Here is a 17,873-nt window from a genome sequence, read left to right on the forward strand (position 1 = left end):
TTTCCTCGTCAGCCTTTCATTGATCATGGATGCGCAGATCACCCGGTCTACCGGTTTATAAAACCCGGAAAATCACCCCGGAGGACTGGCATTTAAAGGCAGTTAGTATACACAACCTGATGAAGATTTAACCGCCCCAAACAGGTTGGTTTATATACTTTTTTCACATCTTTATCCCCGGCAAAGAATTTGGGAGGCCCGAGAAATCTGGGGTATGATGTCCAGCTACTGCGAAACGTCTGTCAGGACGTGTAACTTTTTATGAATCTAATGCGACCCTGAAAACATCATGTCAAAACGTACGCCTGTTGCTCTTATCATTCTGGATGGTTTCGGCCATTGTGAAACGACCGAAAATAATGCCATTGCCAATGCCAACAAACCGGTTTGGGATCGCCTGTGGGATCAATACCCCAATGCTTTGATCGAAACATCAGGCATGGCCGTAGGCCTGCCGGATGGTCAGATGGGCAACTCAGAAGTTGGTCATATGAATCTCGGAGCCGGACGTACTGTTTACCAGGAGTTTACCCGCATCACCAAATCGATTGCTGATGGTGATTTCTTTGAAAATGCCGCGTTAGTTTCTGCCATCGACAAAGCCGTTGCAGTGGATAAAGCCGTACATCTTATGGGCCTGCTGTCACCAGGTGGTGTGCACAGCCATGAAGAACACATCTTTGCCGCCTGCAAACTGGCTGCTGACCGTGGTGCAAAAAAAGTTTATGTTCATGGCTTCCTTGACGGTCGTGATATGCCTCCCCGTAGTGCAGAAGCATCCATCATTAAAACAGATGCCCTACTGAAGAAACTCGGCATCGGTTTTGTTGCGTCCCTGATCGGCCGCTACTACGCCATGGATCGCGACAACCGTTGGGACCGCGTTGAGCAGGCTTATAACCTACTAACACAGGCAAAAGCGGAACATGTGTATACCGAGGCAAAAGAAGCTCTTCTGGCGGCTTACGAACGGGATGAAAATGACGAATTTGTTGCCGCCTCCAGCATCCGCCCTGATGGCAAAACGGTTAAGATCGAAGATGGCGATGCCGTTCTGTTTATGAACTTCCGTGCAGACCGGGCCCGGGAGATTACCCGCAGCTTTGTTAACGCAGACTTTGACGGTTTCACCCGCGAAGTAACGCCTGTGCTGGCCGACTTTGTCATGCTGACCGAATATGCCGCCGATATTAAAACCACTACCGCCTTCCCGCCAGCCAAACTGGTGAATACTCTTGGCGAATACATGGCGAATCAGGGCAAAACTCAGCTGCGTATCGCTGAGACTGAGAAATACGCCCATGTAACCTTTTTCTTCAGCGGTGGCCGGGAAGAGGAGTACGAAGGTGAAACCCGCATACTGGTGCAGTCGCCACAGGTCGCCACTTATGACCTGCAACCTGAGATGAGCGCACCGGAAGTTACCGATAAGCTGGTTGATGCGATCAAAAGCGGCGATTTCGACCTGATCGTTTGCAACTATGCCAACGGTGATATGGTGGGTCATACCGGAAAATACGATGCTGCGGTTAAAGCGGTTGAAGCACTGGATGTTTGTCTGGGGCGTGTCACCGAAGCCCTGCTGGAAGTGGGTGGTGAGTGCTTAATCACCGCAGACCATGGTAATGCAGAGCAGATGATTAACCCGGAATCAGGTCAGGTTCAGACAGCCCATACGACTTTCCCGGTTCCCCTTATTTACGTAAATGAACGCGCGGAGTCAGTTACGCTTGAGAATGGCCGTCTTTGCGATATTGCGCCGAGCCTGCTAAAAATCATGGATCTGAAACAACCGACTGAAATGAGCGGTCATAACCTTGTTTCTTACGCCTGACATTCAGAGACGTCACTGAATTTCGGACAGAATGACACACAAAGAGCTGGCCTCCCCAGCTCTTTACCATTTGACCAAAATGCCTACGGGTAACGGAAAGCACTGTCATTGATAATCAAAAGAGCCGCTGCACCTTTGCTGCAAAATAAACAGAGTCGAGATTTCGGACACTGGCCCTTTTCCTTACAGCTTCTCAGCTACTTGCTGGCGATCCTGCTTATCTCCTCATCCGCCCTTTTGTCTTTACCTTCACAGGCAGCGGGCAAAGAGGATGTTTCAGCCCAGCAGCTAAAAGAGCTGAACGGTCGCATCAAAGTTCTTGAGCAATCACTAAACCAGGTGAAGGGTGCAAAAGCTGAAGTACTTAAAAAACTTCAGACCTCCGAAAAGAAAATATCCGATACAGCCCGGGCCATCCGAAGTAATCTGGCGAGTAGCAAACGACTGCAAAGCCGCCTGAGTGTACTTCGGGCAGAAAAAAGCAGCCTGAGGCTCAAACAGAACCAGCAGAAAGATTACCTGGAAAAGCAGATCCGTTCAGCTTATGCCATGGGACGACAGGAATACCTGAAAGTTCTGCTTAACCAGCAGCAACCGGACCAGATCTCACGGGTCTTACGCTATTACGATTACATCAATAAGGAGCGCAGCCGACATATTGATGAATACCTGGAAACAGCCCACAGTCTGAACCGGGTTGAAAAAGAGATTTTACAAAAAGATTATGTCCTGACCACAACCCGCAGTAAGCTGGAAGCTGACCGTGGCCGCCTGAAAGTCGAGCAGAAGAAGCGGGAAACTCTTGTCTCTCAATTAGACCGGGAGATCTCAGGCAAAGGTCAGGAATTAGCCCGCCTGAACCAGGACAGAGCTCGCCTTGAGAAATTATTAAAAGAAGTACAGCAAGCTATTGTTAATATTCCCATGCCGAAGGATACCCGACCGTTTAAGTCCATGCGTGGCAAACTGCCCTGGCCACTTAAAGGCCCTGTCGCTTATGCTTTTGGCAGCGAGCAAATTCGTGGCAAACTACGCCGCAATGGTATGGTGATTCGCGGTCAGGAAGGCACAGAAATTAAAGCGATTCACTCCGGGCGTGTTGTTTTTTCCGACTGGCTCAGGGGGTACGGCGTACTTTTGATTCTTGATCACGGTAATGGCTTTATGAGTCTCTACGGTCATAATCAATCTCTGCTTCGGGAAGCCGGTGACTGGATTCATGCCGGTGAAAGTATCGCAACCGCTGGGCGAAGCGGCGGACAAAGCCGGAGCGGTCTGTATTTTGAAATTCGCAAGAAAGGGGCTCCGCAAGACCCCATTATCTGGCTCGGCAAACGCTGAAAAACACTCAGACCACCCTGTGACAAACAGGCAAATCTGATGATACAAACCCCGACGACCGTTAGCTGTCATGACCGGGGCATTAAGGAGTGATTCATGAGAACCTCGCAGACCATACTAGGAATCGGCTTTGGCCTGTTACTCAGTCTGACAAGTTCAAACCTGTTTGCAGAAGTAACCCCATCCGATGAAGCTCTGGCTTATGAGGCTCAGGAACTGCCACTGGAGGAGCTACGTACCTTCGGAGAAGTGTTCGAACGCATCAAGCGTGCCTATGTCCATGATATCAATGACGAAGAGCTGTTGGACAATGCTATCAGAGGGATGGTCACAGGCTTAGATCCTCACTCCACCTACCTGACACCAGATGATTACGACGAACTGCAGGAAAGTACTCAGGGTGAGTTTGGCGGTCTGGGCCTTGAAGTCAGTTCTGAAAACGGCTTTATTAAAGTCGTTACCCCGATAGATGACACACCAGCAGCACGGGCCGGCATCCGCCCTCACGACCTGATCGTTAAGATCAATGACACTCCGATTAAAAACTTACCGCTGAACAAGTCAATAGAGCTAATGCGGGGTAAGCCCGACACGGAAATTCGCCTGACGATTATGCGGGACGGTGCAGACGCCCCCTTCGAACTAACACTGAAACGGGCTCTGATCCGTGTTACCAGTGTAAAACATCGTATGCTGGACGAAGACTACGGTTATATTCGAATTACCCAATTTCAGGTACATACCGGCGAAGAAGTCGTCAAAGCCCTCAACAAAATGCACAGTGGTGCTAATGGTCAGCTCAAAGGGGTTGTTCTGGATCTGCGCAACAATCCGGGCGGTGTATTACAGGCAGCGGCTGAGGTCGTGGATGCCTTTATCACCCAAGGTCGTATTGTTTATACCAAAGGTCGACTGGACAATACTGAGCTTAGTTTTGATGCCACACCGAACAACCCAAGCCATGGAGTACCTTTAATCGTCCTGATCAACGAGGGCTCTGCCTCTGCCTCTGAAATTGTATCCGGAGCGCTTCAGGATCATCACCGTGGTGTAATCATGGGTACTCAAAGCTTTGGCAAAGGCTCCGTACAAACGATTCTGCCCCTTGGGGAAAACCGCGGCCTGAAGCTGACGACCGCCCTGTACTACACGCCATCCGGCCGGTCTATTCAAGCTCAGGGTGTAACTCCTGATATAGAAGTAAAGCCTGCTCGCCTGACGCCTATTGAAGCCAGACTACAGATCAAAGAGGCGGACCTTGAGGGGCATCTTGAAAGCAGTCAGAAAGCAGTTGGCCAGAAACCTGAAGACAGCACCTCATTGGCTGAAAGTGACTACCAGTTATTTGAAGCTTTAAGCCTGTTGAAAAGCCTGCATATTCTGAATAAAAGCCCAGATAGCAGTACTCTCAGCAGCAACGAAGCAACCCATTAGAACCTGATCAGGCTGCCTGTAAGGGCGGCCCAAGCGACACTGATATGACGACTATTTCACAGCATCATTCACACTTACAAACGCAACTTAGCTCAGATATTCCGGGGCTGAGTACTCTTCTTTCCCTGTTTTTTGGTTTTTCTCTTCTCGGTTTCGGCTCGCCAGTGCAGGCCTCCAGCTCACCCACGATTACCTTGGTCATTGATGACATAGGCTACAATCTGCGTAATGGCTTACGGGCAGTAAACCTCCCCGGTGCTATATCCTACGCAGTACTGCCCCATACACCTTACAGTCAACGACTTGCCAAAGCTGCCCATCAAAAGGGCAAAACAGTAATGCTTCATGCGCCAATGACTAACGTACACCAATGGGAACCTGGGCCGGGCACCCTCAGTCCATCCATGGATAGAGAAACCTTTGATCAGGCATTAAAAAAAGCACTTGCCGATATTCCATTTGTACAAGGTGTTAATAACCATATGGGTAGCGAGCTGACACAGGACAGTGTCCGTATGCAGTGGCTTATGGAAGAAGTGAGCAAGCGTCGCCTGTTCTTTATCGACAGCCGCACCACAGCAAAATCAGTGGCCGCCAAAACAGCCCGTGCGAATGGCGTCCCCAACATGAGCAGGGATGTCTTTCTGGACCATATACGAACTCCTTCTGCCGTAAATGAGGCTTTCGATACCCTGGTTCGCCAGGCACAACTCAACGGGCACGCCACGGCAATAGGCCATCCTCACAACGTCACGCTCAATATGCTGGAAAACCGGATACCGGAACTTCAGGCTCAGGGTATTCGGCTGGTTTCCGTTCCGGAACAGCTGGTCGCCATGGGGCAGATATATAAGGATGTGCAACCCGCTTCTGCCACACCAGAAATAACAATTCCCAATCGAAGCCCAGCTTTCTGGCGTAGTGAGATTCAGCAACTAACCCGATTCAAAGAGACTGATGCCACACATCCTAAAATCACTCGTAAAGAGGTGATCATCAGAAAAAAGTCCCCGAATCTTCAGCGCCTCAACCGGACTGAAGAACGTGCCGTACCGAACAGAGAAAATACTCCGCACCTGAGAGATGCCGGCCGGGATATGTTGCACCAACCTATCCATCATCCGGACTGGCTGACCCCCAAAGATAAGCAGAACTGGGCAGCAGCCCATGACTGAAGAATGCATGTCACCTGATAACCTGAATACTTTCTCTTTACTACTATCAATACAGGCTACCCCCCAGAAATGAGTGCTTTTTTTCAACAACTGAAAGACTTAGCCCCCTGGCAGCAAACTGCGTTTGCCACAGCATTAGCTGAACGCATGTACCCTAACTACGCACTGTTTTGTCAGGTAACGGAGCAGCCTGAGCAAGCCGCACAGTTAAAAAAGAGCCTGATGCTGATTTGGGAGCAACTGGCTAATAAGGCCAGCACAATCAATTTTGAAGTTCAGCTGGAAAGATTGGCAGACCTGATACCCAATGATGCTGACTATGAAATGTACGGTGTTTACCCGGCGATTGATGCCGCAATGGCTGCTCATACCGCTATGGAACTGGCCATGGGCACTCAGGCAGAAGAGGTTACCCGTGTCAGTCGCCTGATGCGCCAGACCATTATCAGCTTTATCGAGGCAACTGAAGAGGTGCCTGAAGATGAGAAGGCCCGACGAAAAGCCCTGAACGATCATGAACTGATGCAGTTTGACCGCGAGTTTCAGGATGAAGTACTGGAACAGATCAGCGCGATGAAACACCCTCAGAAGGATAAGCTGAAAGCGCTGCGCCTAATGGCTCAGAATGATGGCGTGAGCTGCCTGGGGCTGGCGGTTTAACCTTCCTGCCATTAAAAAAACCCGGAGCATAAGCTCCGGGTCACACCTCTAAAAGCTACTGGCTCTCCACTGCGGACTCATTCAGTCCCCGATCCCGGACACTGCTGTGGAAGGACTTTTCGTCTTCACTTTCCACAGATACTGAGCCTTGTTCCACCTGCTGTTCAATATCAGACTCAAACATCAGATTACCGCTACTCATCAGGTCCTGATAGGCGTAATAGCCAAAACCCGTGCAAATCACCAGCACAACAGCAGGTACGCTGACATACACTTTTCTGAAGTGCCGGGCGACAAAGTAAACAAACAGCATGAGTTCAATAACACCAAGCGCCAGGACCAGATAATCACCAATACCGCTGATTCCCCGGATAATAGGGTTCTCTTCCGGTGTATGCGCACCAATAAGCTCCATACTGACAACACCGGAGCCATTCAGCAGGCTGATCACAAAAATAACCAAAAGCCAGGCCAAAGCAATACGCTTTTCATGAAAGAGCGCCTGAAAAAACAGTGTCGTCAGTGCCAGGACAAAGGCAAAAAAAGCGCCAGCCAGATACCATTGATAAGCGATAAATTGCTCTGTGGACATGAAAATTCCTTAGCTTGAAGAGGGCAGTGCTGAGCTTTTAAGCTTAATTCCGGAAAAGCATAAAAGTCCGGCACTTTACCTATGAAGTACAGACTCAGAAACCGAAGTTTTATTTCTTCAGCCAACCATTACCTAAATCGATCAGGTTGCCGGGGCGGGTCTTTTCAATCACTTTTTTTCCAGCAATTTTCTCGACTTCCTGCAACGTTATCTTGTTCTTTGCTGCCAGGTCTTTATAAACCTGCGTACGCTTATTGTTCACATCATCCACCAAGGCTTTTACACCAGCCTCAGGCTGGACTACCCCTAGATAACCGGTATAACGCTCACCAACCCAACCGCTATCTTTGGCAGCATCCAAATCCAATGCATAAGCCGGCCCCGCCATGACCAATGCCAGCAACAAGCTAATCATAAGTGCAGTCAAAGAAGAAACCCACAACCGTGGTGCTACGTGGTTATTGCTTATCGTGTTATTCATCAGGTTAACTCCTTAGAAAAGATCACTGTCTTCGCTGAACATCTGCTCCAGCTCTTTATCAACCTTGACCCGAATTTCATGATCGATCTTAACATTCAGATTGATGGTGATCGGCTCCTTGGCCCCCACCTCAATACGGGGTGTACAGGCTGCCAGAAAACTGAGCATACCGGTTAAGAGTAAAAGTCTGAGTATCATTGATACATCCCTTGTGCTGATTCGCTGAGCGATTTATCGATCTGGTCGCTTAATCGCAGCGCTTTAAGTAGCGTCAGAATATTCTGCTCGCTGGTAAAATTCAGGTTAACCGGCTGTGACTCTGCCTTGTTTTCACCTCGGATGGTCAGTACCGCTGTCAGCTGGCCATCCTCGTTCATTTCAATATCACCCTGCATCAGATCATAGTGAAGATTATTAAGATGCCTTAACTGGCTGGCCAGCGTTGCCTGCTGCTGTAACATCGCCTGCCAGGCTGAGTTTTCCCTCAGAACAATTTCGCCCTCAGAGCTATAAACCCTTCCCTGTCGAATCGCAATCCCTGTGTCACTAAGCCGGAGAGGGAGTGTACCATTGAGTCGCCCGGTTACCTTGATCTGTCTATCGCCTAAGGCGATCATTTCGCTGAGGTCCAACTTATCCAAAGTCAGCTCTGAAGTTTCACCGCCACTATCTGAAGTTCCACCACTACTAAATGGATAGTTCATCCGGTCAAGCAATACCGAGCCACCCAAGGCCTTTGCAGATAAACCCGTAAACCGAGCCTTTACGGACGATACCTTATTGTTCAGGTCACCGGATAGATTAAGATCCACAGCAAGGTCCGTTAGTTCCACTCCAGCATAGATTCGCCCGGCCTTCAGGGTCGTCTGCTCAGTATGCCACTGGCCAGAAGTCAGCACGCCCTGTAACGGCAGCTTAATCTGATTGAATTCATAGCCATCTGCTTTTCCGCCAAGGCGGCTCAAACCAATAGAAAAATCGCCCCCCAGCCCTGCTGTTAAATTTTCTGAAGCTAAAACAGGATCTTCAGACAGCTTTGCCAGATGTGCTCTTGAGATATCAAAGCGCCCTGTTAAATCTAACTGCCCGCCGGTAATTTGAGTTTGCGATGGCAGCTTAAACCATTCCCCTATACGAGACAGTTCAAGCTGTGTTTCTGCGTGCAGCTGCAGAGCATCGGGGTTCAGGTCAAAATCTAGTGATAATTCAGGTAGTAGCGCGTTGGGGGCATCCGCCGATACGTCTGCCAAAGAGGGCCTCTCAACCAAGCTCACTCTCAGGGCTCCCTCAATCTGAGAGATCAGATCCTCAGCCGTTAGAATGGATAAAGGCGCAGTAACATCAAGATCACTGCTGTAAGGTAAGCTTATATTCTGTTTTAGTTCAGGGTGGCGTATCAGTGTCTCCCCTTCCCCATGATGTATCAGCGACCACCTGCTCGCTGAGTCGGCCTGATTCTCCAGAGCGAACACCCCTTCACCTTTGTGCCTGAAGACAGGAAGTTCAAATCCGGCGGGAGCCCAAAGAGTTGCCTCATCATTCGGCACTGGTTTTAGTACAGTATCACTGCTCAGAATATCGACCTGAGCATGTTTTATTAGGGGAAAACCTTGCTGAAGGTCTGCAAAAACCGACGGGGAATCCACCGCCAGAGCGACTGCTATTTGAGAAGACACCTCCAGACGACGGGACTGATTCGCAAAAAAAGCCTGAGGTTTAAGCTCTGCACTGAAGCTATTTTGTAATGTGAAATCAAGCGTATCCGGCGTTAATTTCACCCCCTTCAAATGGAACTGCAGCGCCGGTGCTTGTCGGTCATGGGGTTGCCAGCTTCCCGAGAACTCTGCCCAGTTAATCATTTTTTCAGTCAGGTTCAGCTCTATAGGCGCGGCCAGCTCCAACCGGATACGTCCACCCTGTTCTAATGACGCAGGACTCAGCCCTTTAGACCAAACCAGTAACTCTGACAGATCAACCCCAGCAAGATGCTCTTTCAGACAAGTACCGGAAACCAGGTGATCCTCTGTGCCCCCCAGCGAAAGCGTTAATCGCTCCGGCTGGCCCGCCAGATAACTAAGGGATACCGTGCGCGAATCAAGGGGTATGCTGCACAGCTCGTCCCCATGAAACACCACTGATGGGATACTTATCGCCAAATCGGCCCGAGACGCCTTCAGCTGTATCGCCAAACGAATATCAGACTCCGAAATAGCAACAGGGTGATTGGCAAGGTATTCCTGCGCCTTCAACAATCCGTCTTTCAATGGCAGCCATGCAGGCAGATCCAGATGATCTGAATTAAAGCGCTCCGCTTCCCGAAGAACCACATCAAACGTCTGCCGGGAATCACTTAACTCTGCCTTCAAGTCGAAAACAAAGGGTTCTGCTATCCCCGCCTGAGTCTGAGCCAGATCTCTGGCGATCAGACTGAATTGCCAATGGTCATCCTCTGCTTTTACTCCAGAGTCGCCCTTGAAATACTGCAGGCGAATAACACTATCCAGCGGCACACCTTGCAAGCTTAGAGATCTGACGGTCAATGTGTGCAACGGGTATTGCTGTCGCAGGGCATCCAGTTTTGTAACAACGGCTTTGAGCTGTCGGTAGTACTGCTCATACTCTGATCGCAGGCTCAGCTCTTGCCGAAGCCAGCCCATTGAAGAAGGCCTTTCAGAAACGGATACCGGTTGATCACGAGAGGTTATCGATGCTTTAGGTGACGATTTATCTTCTGCAGGTACAGATTCGGTTTCGGCCAGGGCAGTATCGGGTAGGGTTAGCGCCCTGGGTAACTGATCAGGCAAGCGAATATCCACCCGATCAATAATCAACTCGCCGGAAACAGGCCATGAAACACCTTCAATAACCAGTGCGCTGTTTTCAGGACCCGATAAGGAAAGCTTTTTCAGTCGCTGCCAGCTCTTCAGCTGAAGCAGCTCCAACCGGAGGCTATCCGCAGGCAAACCCGCCAAGGGTTCAGAGAATATATAATGGTTAATAACAGAGGGTAGCCAGCGATCATGGCTGTAGGCGAGCAGAGATAAAAGAAAAGCAAAAAACAGGGTGCAGCCCAGAAGAATAGCTGAACTGACAAGTAAAAACTGTCGAAACCGCATCTGAGCTGCACACTCCTGCCTTGAGCACGATAAAGGGTGCGCCTAAAGGCGCATCTCAATCCCCTGCTCAGCCATAAAGGCCTTAGCTTCAGGAATGGTGTGTTCACCAAAATGGAAAATACTGGCCGCCAGTACAGCATCCGCATGGCCCTCGGTGACACCGTCAGCCAAATGCTGAAGATTACCAACACCACCGGAAGCGATCACAGGAATCGGAATAGCGTTACTGATGGCGCGGGTGACTTCCAGATCGAAACCATTTTTAGTGCCGTCACGATCCATGCTGGTCAATAGAATTTCACCAGCACCATACTCATTCATCTTGATCGCCCACTCCACCGCATCCAGACCCGTTGGCTTACGGCCTCCATGGGTAAAGATCTCCCAACGGCCCGGCTCGCCCTCGGCACTGACACGTTTGCAGTCGATGGCAACCACAATGCACTGACTGCCGAACCGCTCTGCAGCTTCACGGACAAAGTCCGGGTTAAATACCGCAGCCGTATTGATACCGACTTTATCGGCACCAGCATTCAGCATACGGCGGATATCCTCGCAGGTACGGATACCACCGCCAACGGTCAGCGGGATAAAAACTTCGCTGGCGATCTCTTCAACCATATGAACCGTGGTTTCACGGTCTTCGTTACTGGCGGTGATATCAAGAAAGGTGATCTCATCCGCACCTTGTTCGTTATAGCGTTTGGCAACCTCAACCGGGTTACCCGCATCGCGGATATCAACAAAGTTAACGCCTTTTACCACACGGCCTTTGTCCACATCCAGACAAGGAATAATTCGTTTTGCCAGTGCCATACTCGGCTCCTGTTCTTTATAAATCCAAAGTGATGGATGGCTGCATCAGCTGCAAACGCAAACCCTATAAAAGCCTGCAACGGATTTTATCCACGGTCGCCAGGGAGGGCGACGTGCGCATGTTCGGTTCATGGACGAACCCACATGCGCGGGATAAAACAGGCAGCAGGCTTTAAGCCCCGGGGCATAGAAACCAGCCCTGACAGAGACCCGCCTTACAGACTCCGGCCGGTTCATCCCTGAACCGAGCCGGAGCCACCGCCATCCTTGGCGGCTACTTGTAAGGCCGACTCTGTCGGGCTTCAGCTCTCAGTATCTCTGAGACCGCTACCCCTTTGAATCAGGCGCTTTTGCCATCCCATTCAGCAAAGTTTTTCAACAACTGCAGACCGGCATCGTGACTCTTTTCCGGGTGAAACTGCACCGCAACCACGTTGTCGTGAGCCAGTGCCACATGGCAGGTTTTGCCATAATGGGTTTCACCAATCACCTGAGATCGGTCAGCCGCTTCCACATAGTAGCTGTGGACAAAATAGAAGCGGGCATCATCCTCAATACCTTGCCAGATCGGGTGGTTTTGAGTGTGCTTAACCCGGTTCCAACCCATGTGGGGTACTTTCAGTTTTTCGCCGTTGTCATCTGTCAGCGGGTCACCAAAGAAACGCACATGACCTTCAAACTGCCCCAGGCAAGGCACACCACCGTTCTCTTCACTGTCCTGCATCAGCGCCTGATAGCCAACACAGATACCCAGAAAAGGTTTACCGGAAGCGATATTCTCCTGCACCACTTTATCCACACCCAGTCGACGAATTTCCGCCATGCAATCACGGATTGCACCCACACCAGGTAATACAACATGCTCGGCACTACGAATCACCTCAGGATCAGAGGTCACGACAACCTGCTGATCAGTGGCCACGTGCTCAAGCGCTTTCGATACAGAGTGCAGGTTACCCATGCCATAATCGATAACAGCAATTGTCTTCATTATAAATCCTTAAACACGCACCTACAGACTGCCTTTTGTTGACGGCATCATGCCCGCCATACGCTCATCCATCGCCAGCGCCATGCGCAGAGCACGGCCGAAAGCTTTAAAAATGGTTTCTGCCTGATGATGAGCATTAAAGCCTTTCAGGTTATCAATATGCAGGGTGACACCGGCATGATTCACAAAGCCCTGGAAGAACTCCCAGAATAGCTGAGTATCCAGGCGGCCTATACTGGCGCGGGTAAAATCAACATTCATCTCAAGGCCTGGGCGACCGGAAAAATCGATCACTACCCGCGACAAGGCTTCATCCAGAGGGACATAGGCATGACCATAACGTGTCATACCTTTTTTATCTCCCACCGCTTTGGCAAAGGCCTGCCCCAGGGTGATACCAAGGTCCTCCACGGTATGGTGGTCATCAATATGCAGATCTCCCTTGGCAACAATATCCATATCAATGAGGCCATGCCGGGCGACCTGATCGATCATATGTTCCAGAAAGGGAACGCCAGTATCGATGTTCAGTTGACCTGTGCCATCAAGGTTTACTGAAACCTTAATTTGGGTTTCCAGGGTGTTACGCTCTACGCTTGCGGTACGCTCCGCCATGAAGATTCTCCGGAGGGCTTTGTTATTCAAGAAAACGGGAATTATAGAGAATCTGACCTGCTATCCGCTACAATACTTCTGCAGACTCTGCACTTTATTCATACCAAATGCTGCATCGGGGTCAGACCCAGCCTATTATGCATCATTCGGAACGCTTTTAATGTTCAGAAAGCGTTTTATCTATCTTTCGGAGACGCGGAATGCCCGTTTTATTAACGATTGTTAATGACAAAACTGACCAGGCACATATTGAGCAACTGGAAAAAATCTACACCGATGCCCAAGCAGAGCGTCTGGCACAACTCCCGAATGTTAACTCCGCAAAATCTTTTGTGGATACGATCCTGCAAAGTCCGGAGCAAAGTTTCTATTGCGGTCTTTTTAATGATCGCCTGATTGCCGCTGCCGTTATCACGCAACAAAGCAACGCATGGCAGATCAGCCACCTTTGCGTGCGCAGCGTCACCCGCCGCAGAGGAGTAGGCAGTCGCTTACTCACGCTGGTGATCGAGGCCGCCAAAGCTAATAATATGACAACCCAGGTTGCCACCAGCGCCCTGATGACCCAGGATCATATTATTCTGCAACGCATGGGCTACACACTGAGCGAAGCGGGCGATCACTACCTTCTGGATATTCGCTAACAGCAGAATGACAATCGACCACAGCCCGACCATCATTTCACAACAGGGAAGCAATAACAGTGCGATTTTTATTGAAATCACTATTTTATCTGGTGAGTTTTATTTTCCTCCTGCTGGCAGGCCTTGCGATCTACCTGACGCAGTTTTTTGATGCCAACCAATACAAGCCCCAGATCCTTGATGCAGCCCAAAATGCCGGTGTCCCTCTGGAGATTAACGGCGAGCTCAATGTTGCCGTTTTTCCTCGTATTGGACTGAATATCAATGACGTTGTGGTCAAACTTCCGGATACAACAGACACAACATTAGCGGCTGTCAATCAGGTTGCCGTTTCTGTCAAAGTCATGCCTCTGCTCTCGGGTTCAGTCGAAGTGGATCGCATTGTTGTGGATAGCTTGCAGGCCGACTTGGTTGTGGATAACTCCGGCAAAGGTAACTGGCAGGCGCTTATTCCTGAAAGCACTGAAGCCGCCCTCCCCGCCGACGGTAGCCCTCAGGAAGACCAGAGCACAGATACCACACAAAACGCAGGCTTACCGAACATTGAGATTGGCGGTATCGATATCACCCATGCTCGCCTGACGTATACAGATCAACAGCAGAATGTTCGCTTTGCCGTTAATGACCTGAACTTTACCAGCGACAATATTCAGCTGGGGAAAAGCTTCCCCATCAGCTTTTCCACTCAGGTAGAAAGCAGTAACCCTGAACTGGACGCCACATTACAACTTAGCGCCAGCGTTACAGCAGATCTGGAAAAAGAGTTATTCCGTTTAAACGCACTGGATCTGCAGCTAAACGCCAAATCACCACTTATCCCCGGTAATAATGCACAACTCAACCTCCAGGCCGATGCACAGGCAAACCTCCAACAGGATAGTGCCCAGTTTAACGCCAGCAAACTAAGCGTAAACGGTATCGATATCACCCTGAGTTCACAGATTGAACGGCTCACCACCGCCCCTAATATTAAGGGCAACCTCCAGATCAGTCAGTTCAACCTGAAAGAAACCCTTGCTCAGCTGGAAATTTTACTGCCGGAAATGGCACGTCACGATGCGATGCACGCACTGGCACTATCTGCTGATTTTGAAGCATCAAAAGAAGCCGCTGCGATAAAAAACCTGCTGATTACACTGGATGACACCCAGGTTAAAGGCAGTGCATCCGTCAAACTTGCCAATCAGGCCGTCACAGCCCAGTTAGATATCGATAAACTGAATGCAGATCACTATTTACCACCCGTTAAAGAGAAAGCGGATGACGTCGCGGAAACAGAACAAGCACCAGCCGAAGCAACACCAGAAACAGATCTGCTACCGGTTGAGCTGATAAAATCGCTGAACGCCGATGCCAAAATAAACCTGAACCAACTAACCATCAAAAAACTAAATATCACAGACATTCAACTGGCAGTTACCGCTAAAGACGGCGTGGTAGACCTGAGCAAAGCCAACGCAAAACTTTATGAAGGCAGTATCACAAACAGTGCCCAGCTTGACGTTCGGCCAACACCATTAACACTCAATATTAAGCATGCAACATCCGGTGTTCAGATCACGCCCATTCTGGCTCAAATGGTTGAGTTTGAAGACGTCACTGGCGCAGTCAATGCCAATGCCGATTTCAGAACCCGCACTAACCGCATCTCCACATTGATGAGCAACCTGAACGGCCATGTCGACTTCAACATCCTCAATGGGGCCTTTCTCGGCACCAACCTAGCCAAAGAGATGTGCAGTGTTTTAGGCAATGCTAAAAAAGCACAATGGTCTGCCAATACAGATTTCACATCACTTAAAGGCAGCATGGACTTTAAAAATGGCGTCGGACAGAACAAAGATATGACCATCGCCACTCCGGGCATTCTTCTGACCGGCTATGGCAACCTTAATCTACCAAAAGAAACTTTCGCCTATAACATGGGCGCGCAAATTACCGATGCCAATGACGAAGCCTGTACCGTAAAAAGTAACCTCAAAGCCGTCCGTTGGCCTGTTGCCTGTAATGGCAGTTATGGCACCCCTTTCGCCATTGACTGTGGACTGGATAGCAATGCTATTGGAGATACTCTGGGCAAAATCGCCAAAACAGAGGCCAAGGCAGCTCTTAATGCAGAAAAAGCCCGACTTAAAGCCAAGGCTGATGCTGAAAAAGACCGTATAGAAGCTGAGCTAAAGGCAAAACTGAAGGCAGAGAAAGAAGCGGCCCGCAAACGCCTGGAAGAGAAGGCCAAAGAAAAGCTGAAGAGCCTCTTCTGATCGCTACCTGAGGTAACGCAGGAGAAGGTAGAGATACTGTCTTTTCCCTGCCACCAGCCTCAGTTACAATAACTTATCTCAGTAAAAGGGTCGGATATATCCGGCCCTTTTTATCATCGCTACCGTGAATTCCCGGTGGCGCTTAATGCCTCAGGTGCTTCAGCGTGGATCTATCGGTTACCCCTAATGATGCAGATCAGGTGGCTGCAGCTATTCTAAGCTGGTACGACCAGCACGGCCGTAAAAGCTTGCCCTGGCAACAAAATCGTAATGCTTATAAAGTCTGGCTTTCTGAAGTGATGTTGCAGCAGACACAGGTCAATACGGTTATCCCTTATTTTGAAAACTTTATCGCCCGCTTCCCGGAAGTGCAGACTCTGGCGACGGCAGAGATTGATGAAGTGCTGCACCTCTGGACCGGGCTTGGATATTACGCCAGAGCACGTAACCTGCATAAATGCGCACAAGTCGTCACGGACAAATATCAGGGAAAATTCCCAGAAGATCCGGAGCTCCTGGAAGCACTCCCCGGTATTGGCCGCTCAACAGCCGCAGCCATTGCCGCTCAGGCTTACAACAAACGGGCTGCAATTTTAGACGGCAACGTAAAACGCTTTCTGGCTCGCCTGCACTGTGTGCCCGGCTGGCCGGGGCAAGGCCGCACACTAAAAGCGCTCTGGAAACTGGCAGAACACTATACCCCTCAGCAGCGCTGCCAGGCTTATACTCAGGCCGTTATGGATATAGGCGCACTGGTTTGTACCCGCCGCAATCCTAAGTGTGATGAATGCCCGGCCGAACGTTGGTGTGCCGCCAGGCTAACCGCCAGCCAACATGACTTCCCCCACTCAAAACCCAAAAAAACGAACCCTGTTCGGCAGAGCACACTTTATATGCTATATGCCCCGGAATCAGGCTATCTTCTGCTGCAGCGGCCACCAACTGGAATATGGGGCGGGCTTTGGAGTCTACCCGATGCTAAAGAGATAAAAAGCCTACTGGGACAGCTGCCCGAAACAGAAGAAAAACAACATCTGGAGCACAAGTTTTCTCACTTCACGTTGCAGGCAGAGATTCATCTATGCACACTGAATACTCAACAAAATAAGCAGCTTGCCCTAAATATCAGAGAGCAAGGTCAACGTTGGTACAACCCTGAGCAACCGGATAATATCGGACTACCGGGCCCAATACATAAGTTACTACATGCCCTGAGAACCTGAACGACCGCTCTATGGCAAAAACATCCAATCACAGAACAAAGAGAACACTATGAGTCAGATGATTTTCTGTAAAAAATATCAGAAAGACCTTGAAGCCCTGACTATTCCGCCTTTTCCGGGAAAAAAGGGTCAGGAAATTATTGAAACAGTATCGAAACAAGCATGGCAGGAGTGGCTCAAGTACCAAACCATGCTGATCAATGAAAAACATCTAAATATGATGAGCCCGGAAGCCAGAGAATTCCTGAGCACTGAGATGGACAAATTCTTTGATAATTCCGAAGATCTTGAACCTGTTGCCGGGTATGTGCCTCCTGAAAGCTAAAAAGGTCATTAAGCGACTGTATTTTTTTAACTTTTCTTGAAAAAACAGTTGACGAAAAAAAGGCTATCCTGTTTAATACGCCTCGTTGGCCGGATAGCTCAGTTGGTAGAGCAGAGGATTGAAAATCCTCGTGTCGGCGGTTCGATTCCGTCTCCGGCCACCACTCTTTGCTGGGGTATAGCCAAGCGGTAAGGCACCGGTTTTTGGTATCGGCACTCCCAGGTTCGAATCCTGGTACCCCAGCCATATTTATTTTCAAAGCTGCTTTCCAAAGCATTGCCGGTATAGCTCAGTCGGTAGAGCAACTGACTTGTAATCAGTAGGTCCCGGGTTCGACTCCTGGTGCCGGCACCATTTCAGCAAAT

The 17,873-nt window shown here is 49.7% G+C and carries 16 protein-coding genes and 3 tRNA genes; 12 read left to right on the plus strand and 7 right to left on the minus strand.

Translation table 11 applies throughout. The features are described from left to right. Positions 1–289 precede the first annotated feature (289 nt). The 5 genes from gpmI to ACN0R8_RS05330 all read left to right on the plus strand — a co-directional run bounded on the left by gpmI (position 290) and on the right by ACN0R8_RS05330 (position 6,444). Positions 290–1,834, plus strand: a complete 1,545-nt coding sequence (gene gpmI, locus ACN0R8_RS05310; RefSeq protein ID WP_417595801.1) for a 2,3-bisphosphoglycerate-independent phosphoglycerate mutase — start codon at positions 290–292, stop codon at positions 1,832–1,834. Positions 1,835–1,969: 135 nt separating this feature from the next. Then, complete coding sequence (locus ACN0R8_RS05315) at positions 1,970–3,175, plus strand: murein hydrolase activator EnvC family protein (protein WP_417595803.1); 1,206 nt, start codon at positions 1,970–1,972, stop codon at positions 3,173–3,175. Positions 3,176–3,271: 96 nt separating this feature from the next. Next, positions 3,272–4,609 (plus strand): S41 family peptidase, encoded by a 1,338-nt coding sequence (locus ACN0R8_RS05320; protein WP_417595805.1) that lies wholly within the window; start codon positions 3,272–3,274, stop codon positions 4,607–4,609. A 44-nt stretch (positions 4,610–4,653) separates the two neighbouring features. Continuing rightward, positions 4,654–5,784: a divergent polysaccharide deacetylase family protein gene (locus ACN0R8_RS05325; protein WP_417595807.1), complete on the plus strand. Its 1,131-nt coding sequence runs from the start codon at positions 4,654–4,656 to the stop codon at positions 5,782–5,784. A gap of 69 nt (positions 5,785–5,853) precedes the next feature. Beyond that, on the plus strand, positions 5,854–6,444 hold the full coding sequence (locus ACN0R8_RS05330) for a YjaG family protein (protein WP_417595809.1): 591 nt from the start codon (positions 5,854–5,856) through the stop codon (positions 6,442–6,444). 55 nt (positions 6,445–6,499) lie between these two features. Here ACN0R8_RS05330 and ACN0R8_RS05335 read toward each other — a convergent pair whose 3' ends face one another. The 7 genes from ACN0R8_RS05335 to hisB form a co-directional block, all read right to left on the minus strand. Next, positions 6,500–7,036, minus strand: a complete 537-nt coding sequence (locus tag ACN0R8_RS05335; protein WP_417595811.1) for a hypothetical protein — start codon at positions 7,034–7,036, stop codon at positions 6,500–6,502. 109 nt (positions 7,037–7,145) lie between these two features. Further along, positions 7,146–7,517 carry a YdbL family protein gene (locus ACN0R8_RS05340; protein ID WP_417595813.1) on the minus strand — a complete coding sequence of 124 codons (372 nt, stop codon included), beginning with the start codon at positions 7,515–7,517 and terminating at the stop codon, positions 7,146–7,148. A 12-nt stretch (positions 7,518–7,529) separates the two neighbouring features. Next, positions 7,530–7,715 (minus strand): YnbE family lipoprotein, encoded by a 186-nt coding sequence (locus ACN0R8_RS05345; protein WP_078319596.1) that lies wholly within the window; start codon positions 7,713–7,715, stop codon positions 7,530–7,532. After that, on the minus strand, positions 7,712–10,633 hold the full coding sequence (locus ACN0R8_RS05350) for an intermembrane phospholipid transport protein YdbH family protein (RefSeq protein ID WP_417595815.1): 2,922 nt from the start codon (positions 10,631–10,633) through the stop codon (positions 7,712–7,714). The genes ACN0R8_RS05345 and ACN0R8_RS05350 overlap by 4 nt, the downstream gene beginning before the upstream one ends. 42 nt (positions 10,634–10,675) lie before the next feature. After that, positions 10,676–11,449: an imidazole glycerol phosphate synthase subunit HisF gene (gene hisF / locus ACN0R8_RS05355; RefSeq protein ID WP_417595817.1), complete on the minus strand. Its 774-nt coding sequence runs from the start codon at positions 11,447–11,449 to the stop codon at positions 10,676–10,678. Positions 11,450–11,789: 340 nt separating this feature from the next. Further along, positions 11,790–12,440: an imidazole glycerol phosphate synthase subunit HisH gene (hisH, locus tag ACN0R8_RS05360; RefSeq protein ID WP_417595819.1), complete on the minus strand. Its 651-nt coding sequence runs from the start codon at positions 12,438–12,440 to the stop codon at positions 11,790–11,792. A 21-nt stretch (positions 12,441–12,461) separates the two neighbouring features. Then, the gene (hisB, locus tag ACN0R8_RS05365) at positions 12,462–13,055 is read right to left on the minus strand and encodes an imidazoleglycerol-phosphate dehydratase HisB (protein ID WP_417595821.1); all 594 of its coding nucleotides are present in this window, start codon (positions 13,053–13,055) and stop codon (positions 12,462–12,464) included. 200 nt (positions 13,056–13,255) lie between these two features. Here hisB and ACN0R8_RS05370 point away from each other — a divergent pair, with 200 nt between their 5' ends. From ACN0R8_RS05370 to ACN0R8_RS05400, 7 genes are all read left to right on the plus strand, one after another. After that, positions 13,256–13,699 carry an acetyl-CoA sensor PanZ family protein gene (locus ACN0R8_RS05370; protein WP_417595823.1) on the plus strand — a complete coding sequence of 148 codons (444 nt, stop codon included), beginning with the start codon at positions 13,256–13,258 and terminating at the stop codon, positions 13,697–13,699. A 71-nt stretch (positions 13,700–13,770) separates the two neighbouring features. Beyond that, on the plus strand, positions 13,771–15,960 hold the full coding sequence (locus tag ACN0R8_RS05375) for an AsmA family protein (RefSeq protein ID WP_417595825.1): 2,190 nt from the start codon (positions 13,771–13,773) through the stop codon (positions 15,958–15,960). A 164-nt stretch (positions 15,961–16,124) separates the two neighbouring features. Beyond that, positions 16,125–17,183: an A/G-specific adenine glycosylase gene (gene mutY / locus ACN0R8_RS05380; protein ID WP_417595827.1), complete on the plus strand. Its 1,059-nt coding sequence runs from the start codon at positions 16,125–16,127 to the stop codon at positions 17,181–17,183. Positions 17,184–17,232: 49 nt separating this feature from the next. Beyond that, the gene (locus tag ACN0R8_RS05385; RefSeq protein ID WP_417595829.1) at positions 17,233–17,508 is read left to right on the plus strand and encodes an oxidative damage protection protein; all 276 of its coding nucleotides are present in this window, start codon (positions 17,233–17,235) and stop codon (positions 17,506–17,508) included. Positions 17,509–17,595: 87 nt separating this feature from the next. Beyond that, a tRNA-Phe gene (locus ACN0R8_RS05390) sits at positions 17,596–17,671 on the plus strand. 8 nt (positions 17,672–17,679) lie between these two features. Next, positions 17,680–17,754: transfer RNA gene (locus ACN0R8_RS05395), tRNA-Gln, on the plus strand. A gap of 32 nt (positions 17,755–17,786) precedes the next feature. After that, a tRNA-Thr gene (locus ACN0R8_RS05400) sits at positions 17,787–17,862 on the plus strand. The last annotated feature ends 11 nt before the right edge of the window (positions 17,863–17,873 follow it).

The sequence above is a fragment of the Oceanospirillum sp. genome, from assembly GCF_048265165.1.
In the GTDB taxonomy this organism is placed as follows: domain Bacteria; phylum Pseudomonadota; class Gammaproteobacteria; order Pseudomonadales; family Halomonadaceae; genus Oceanospirillum.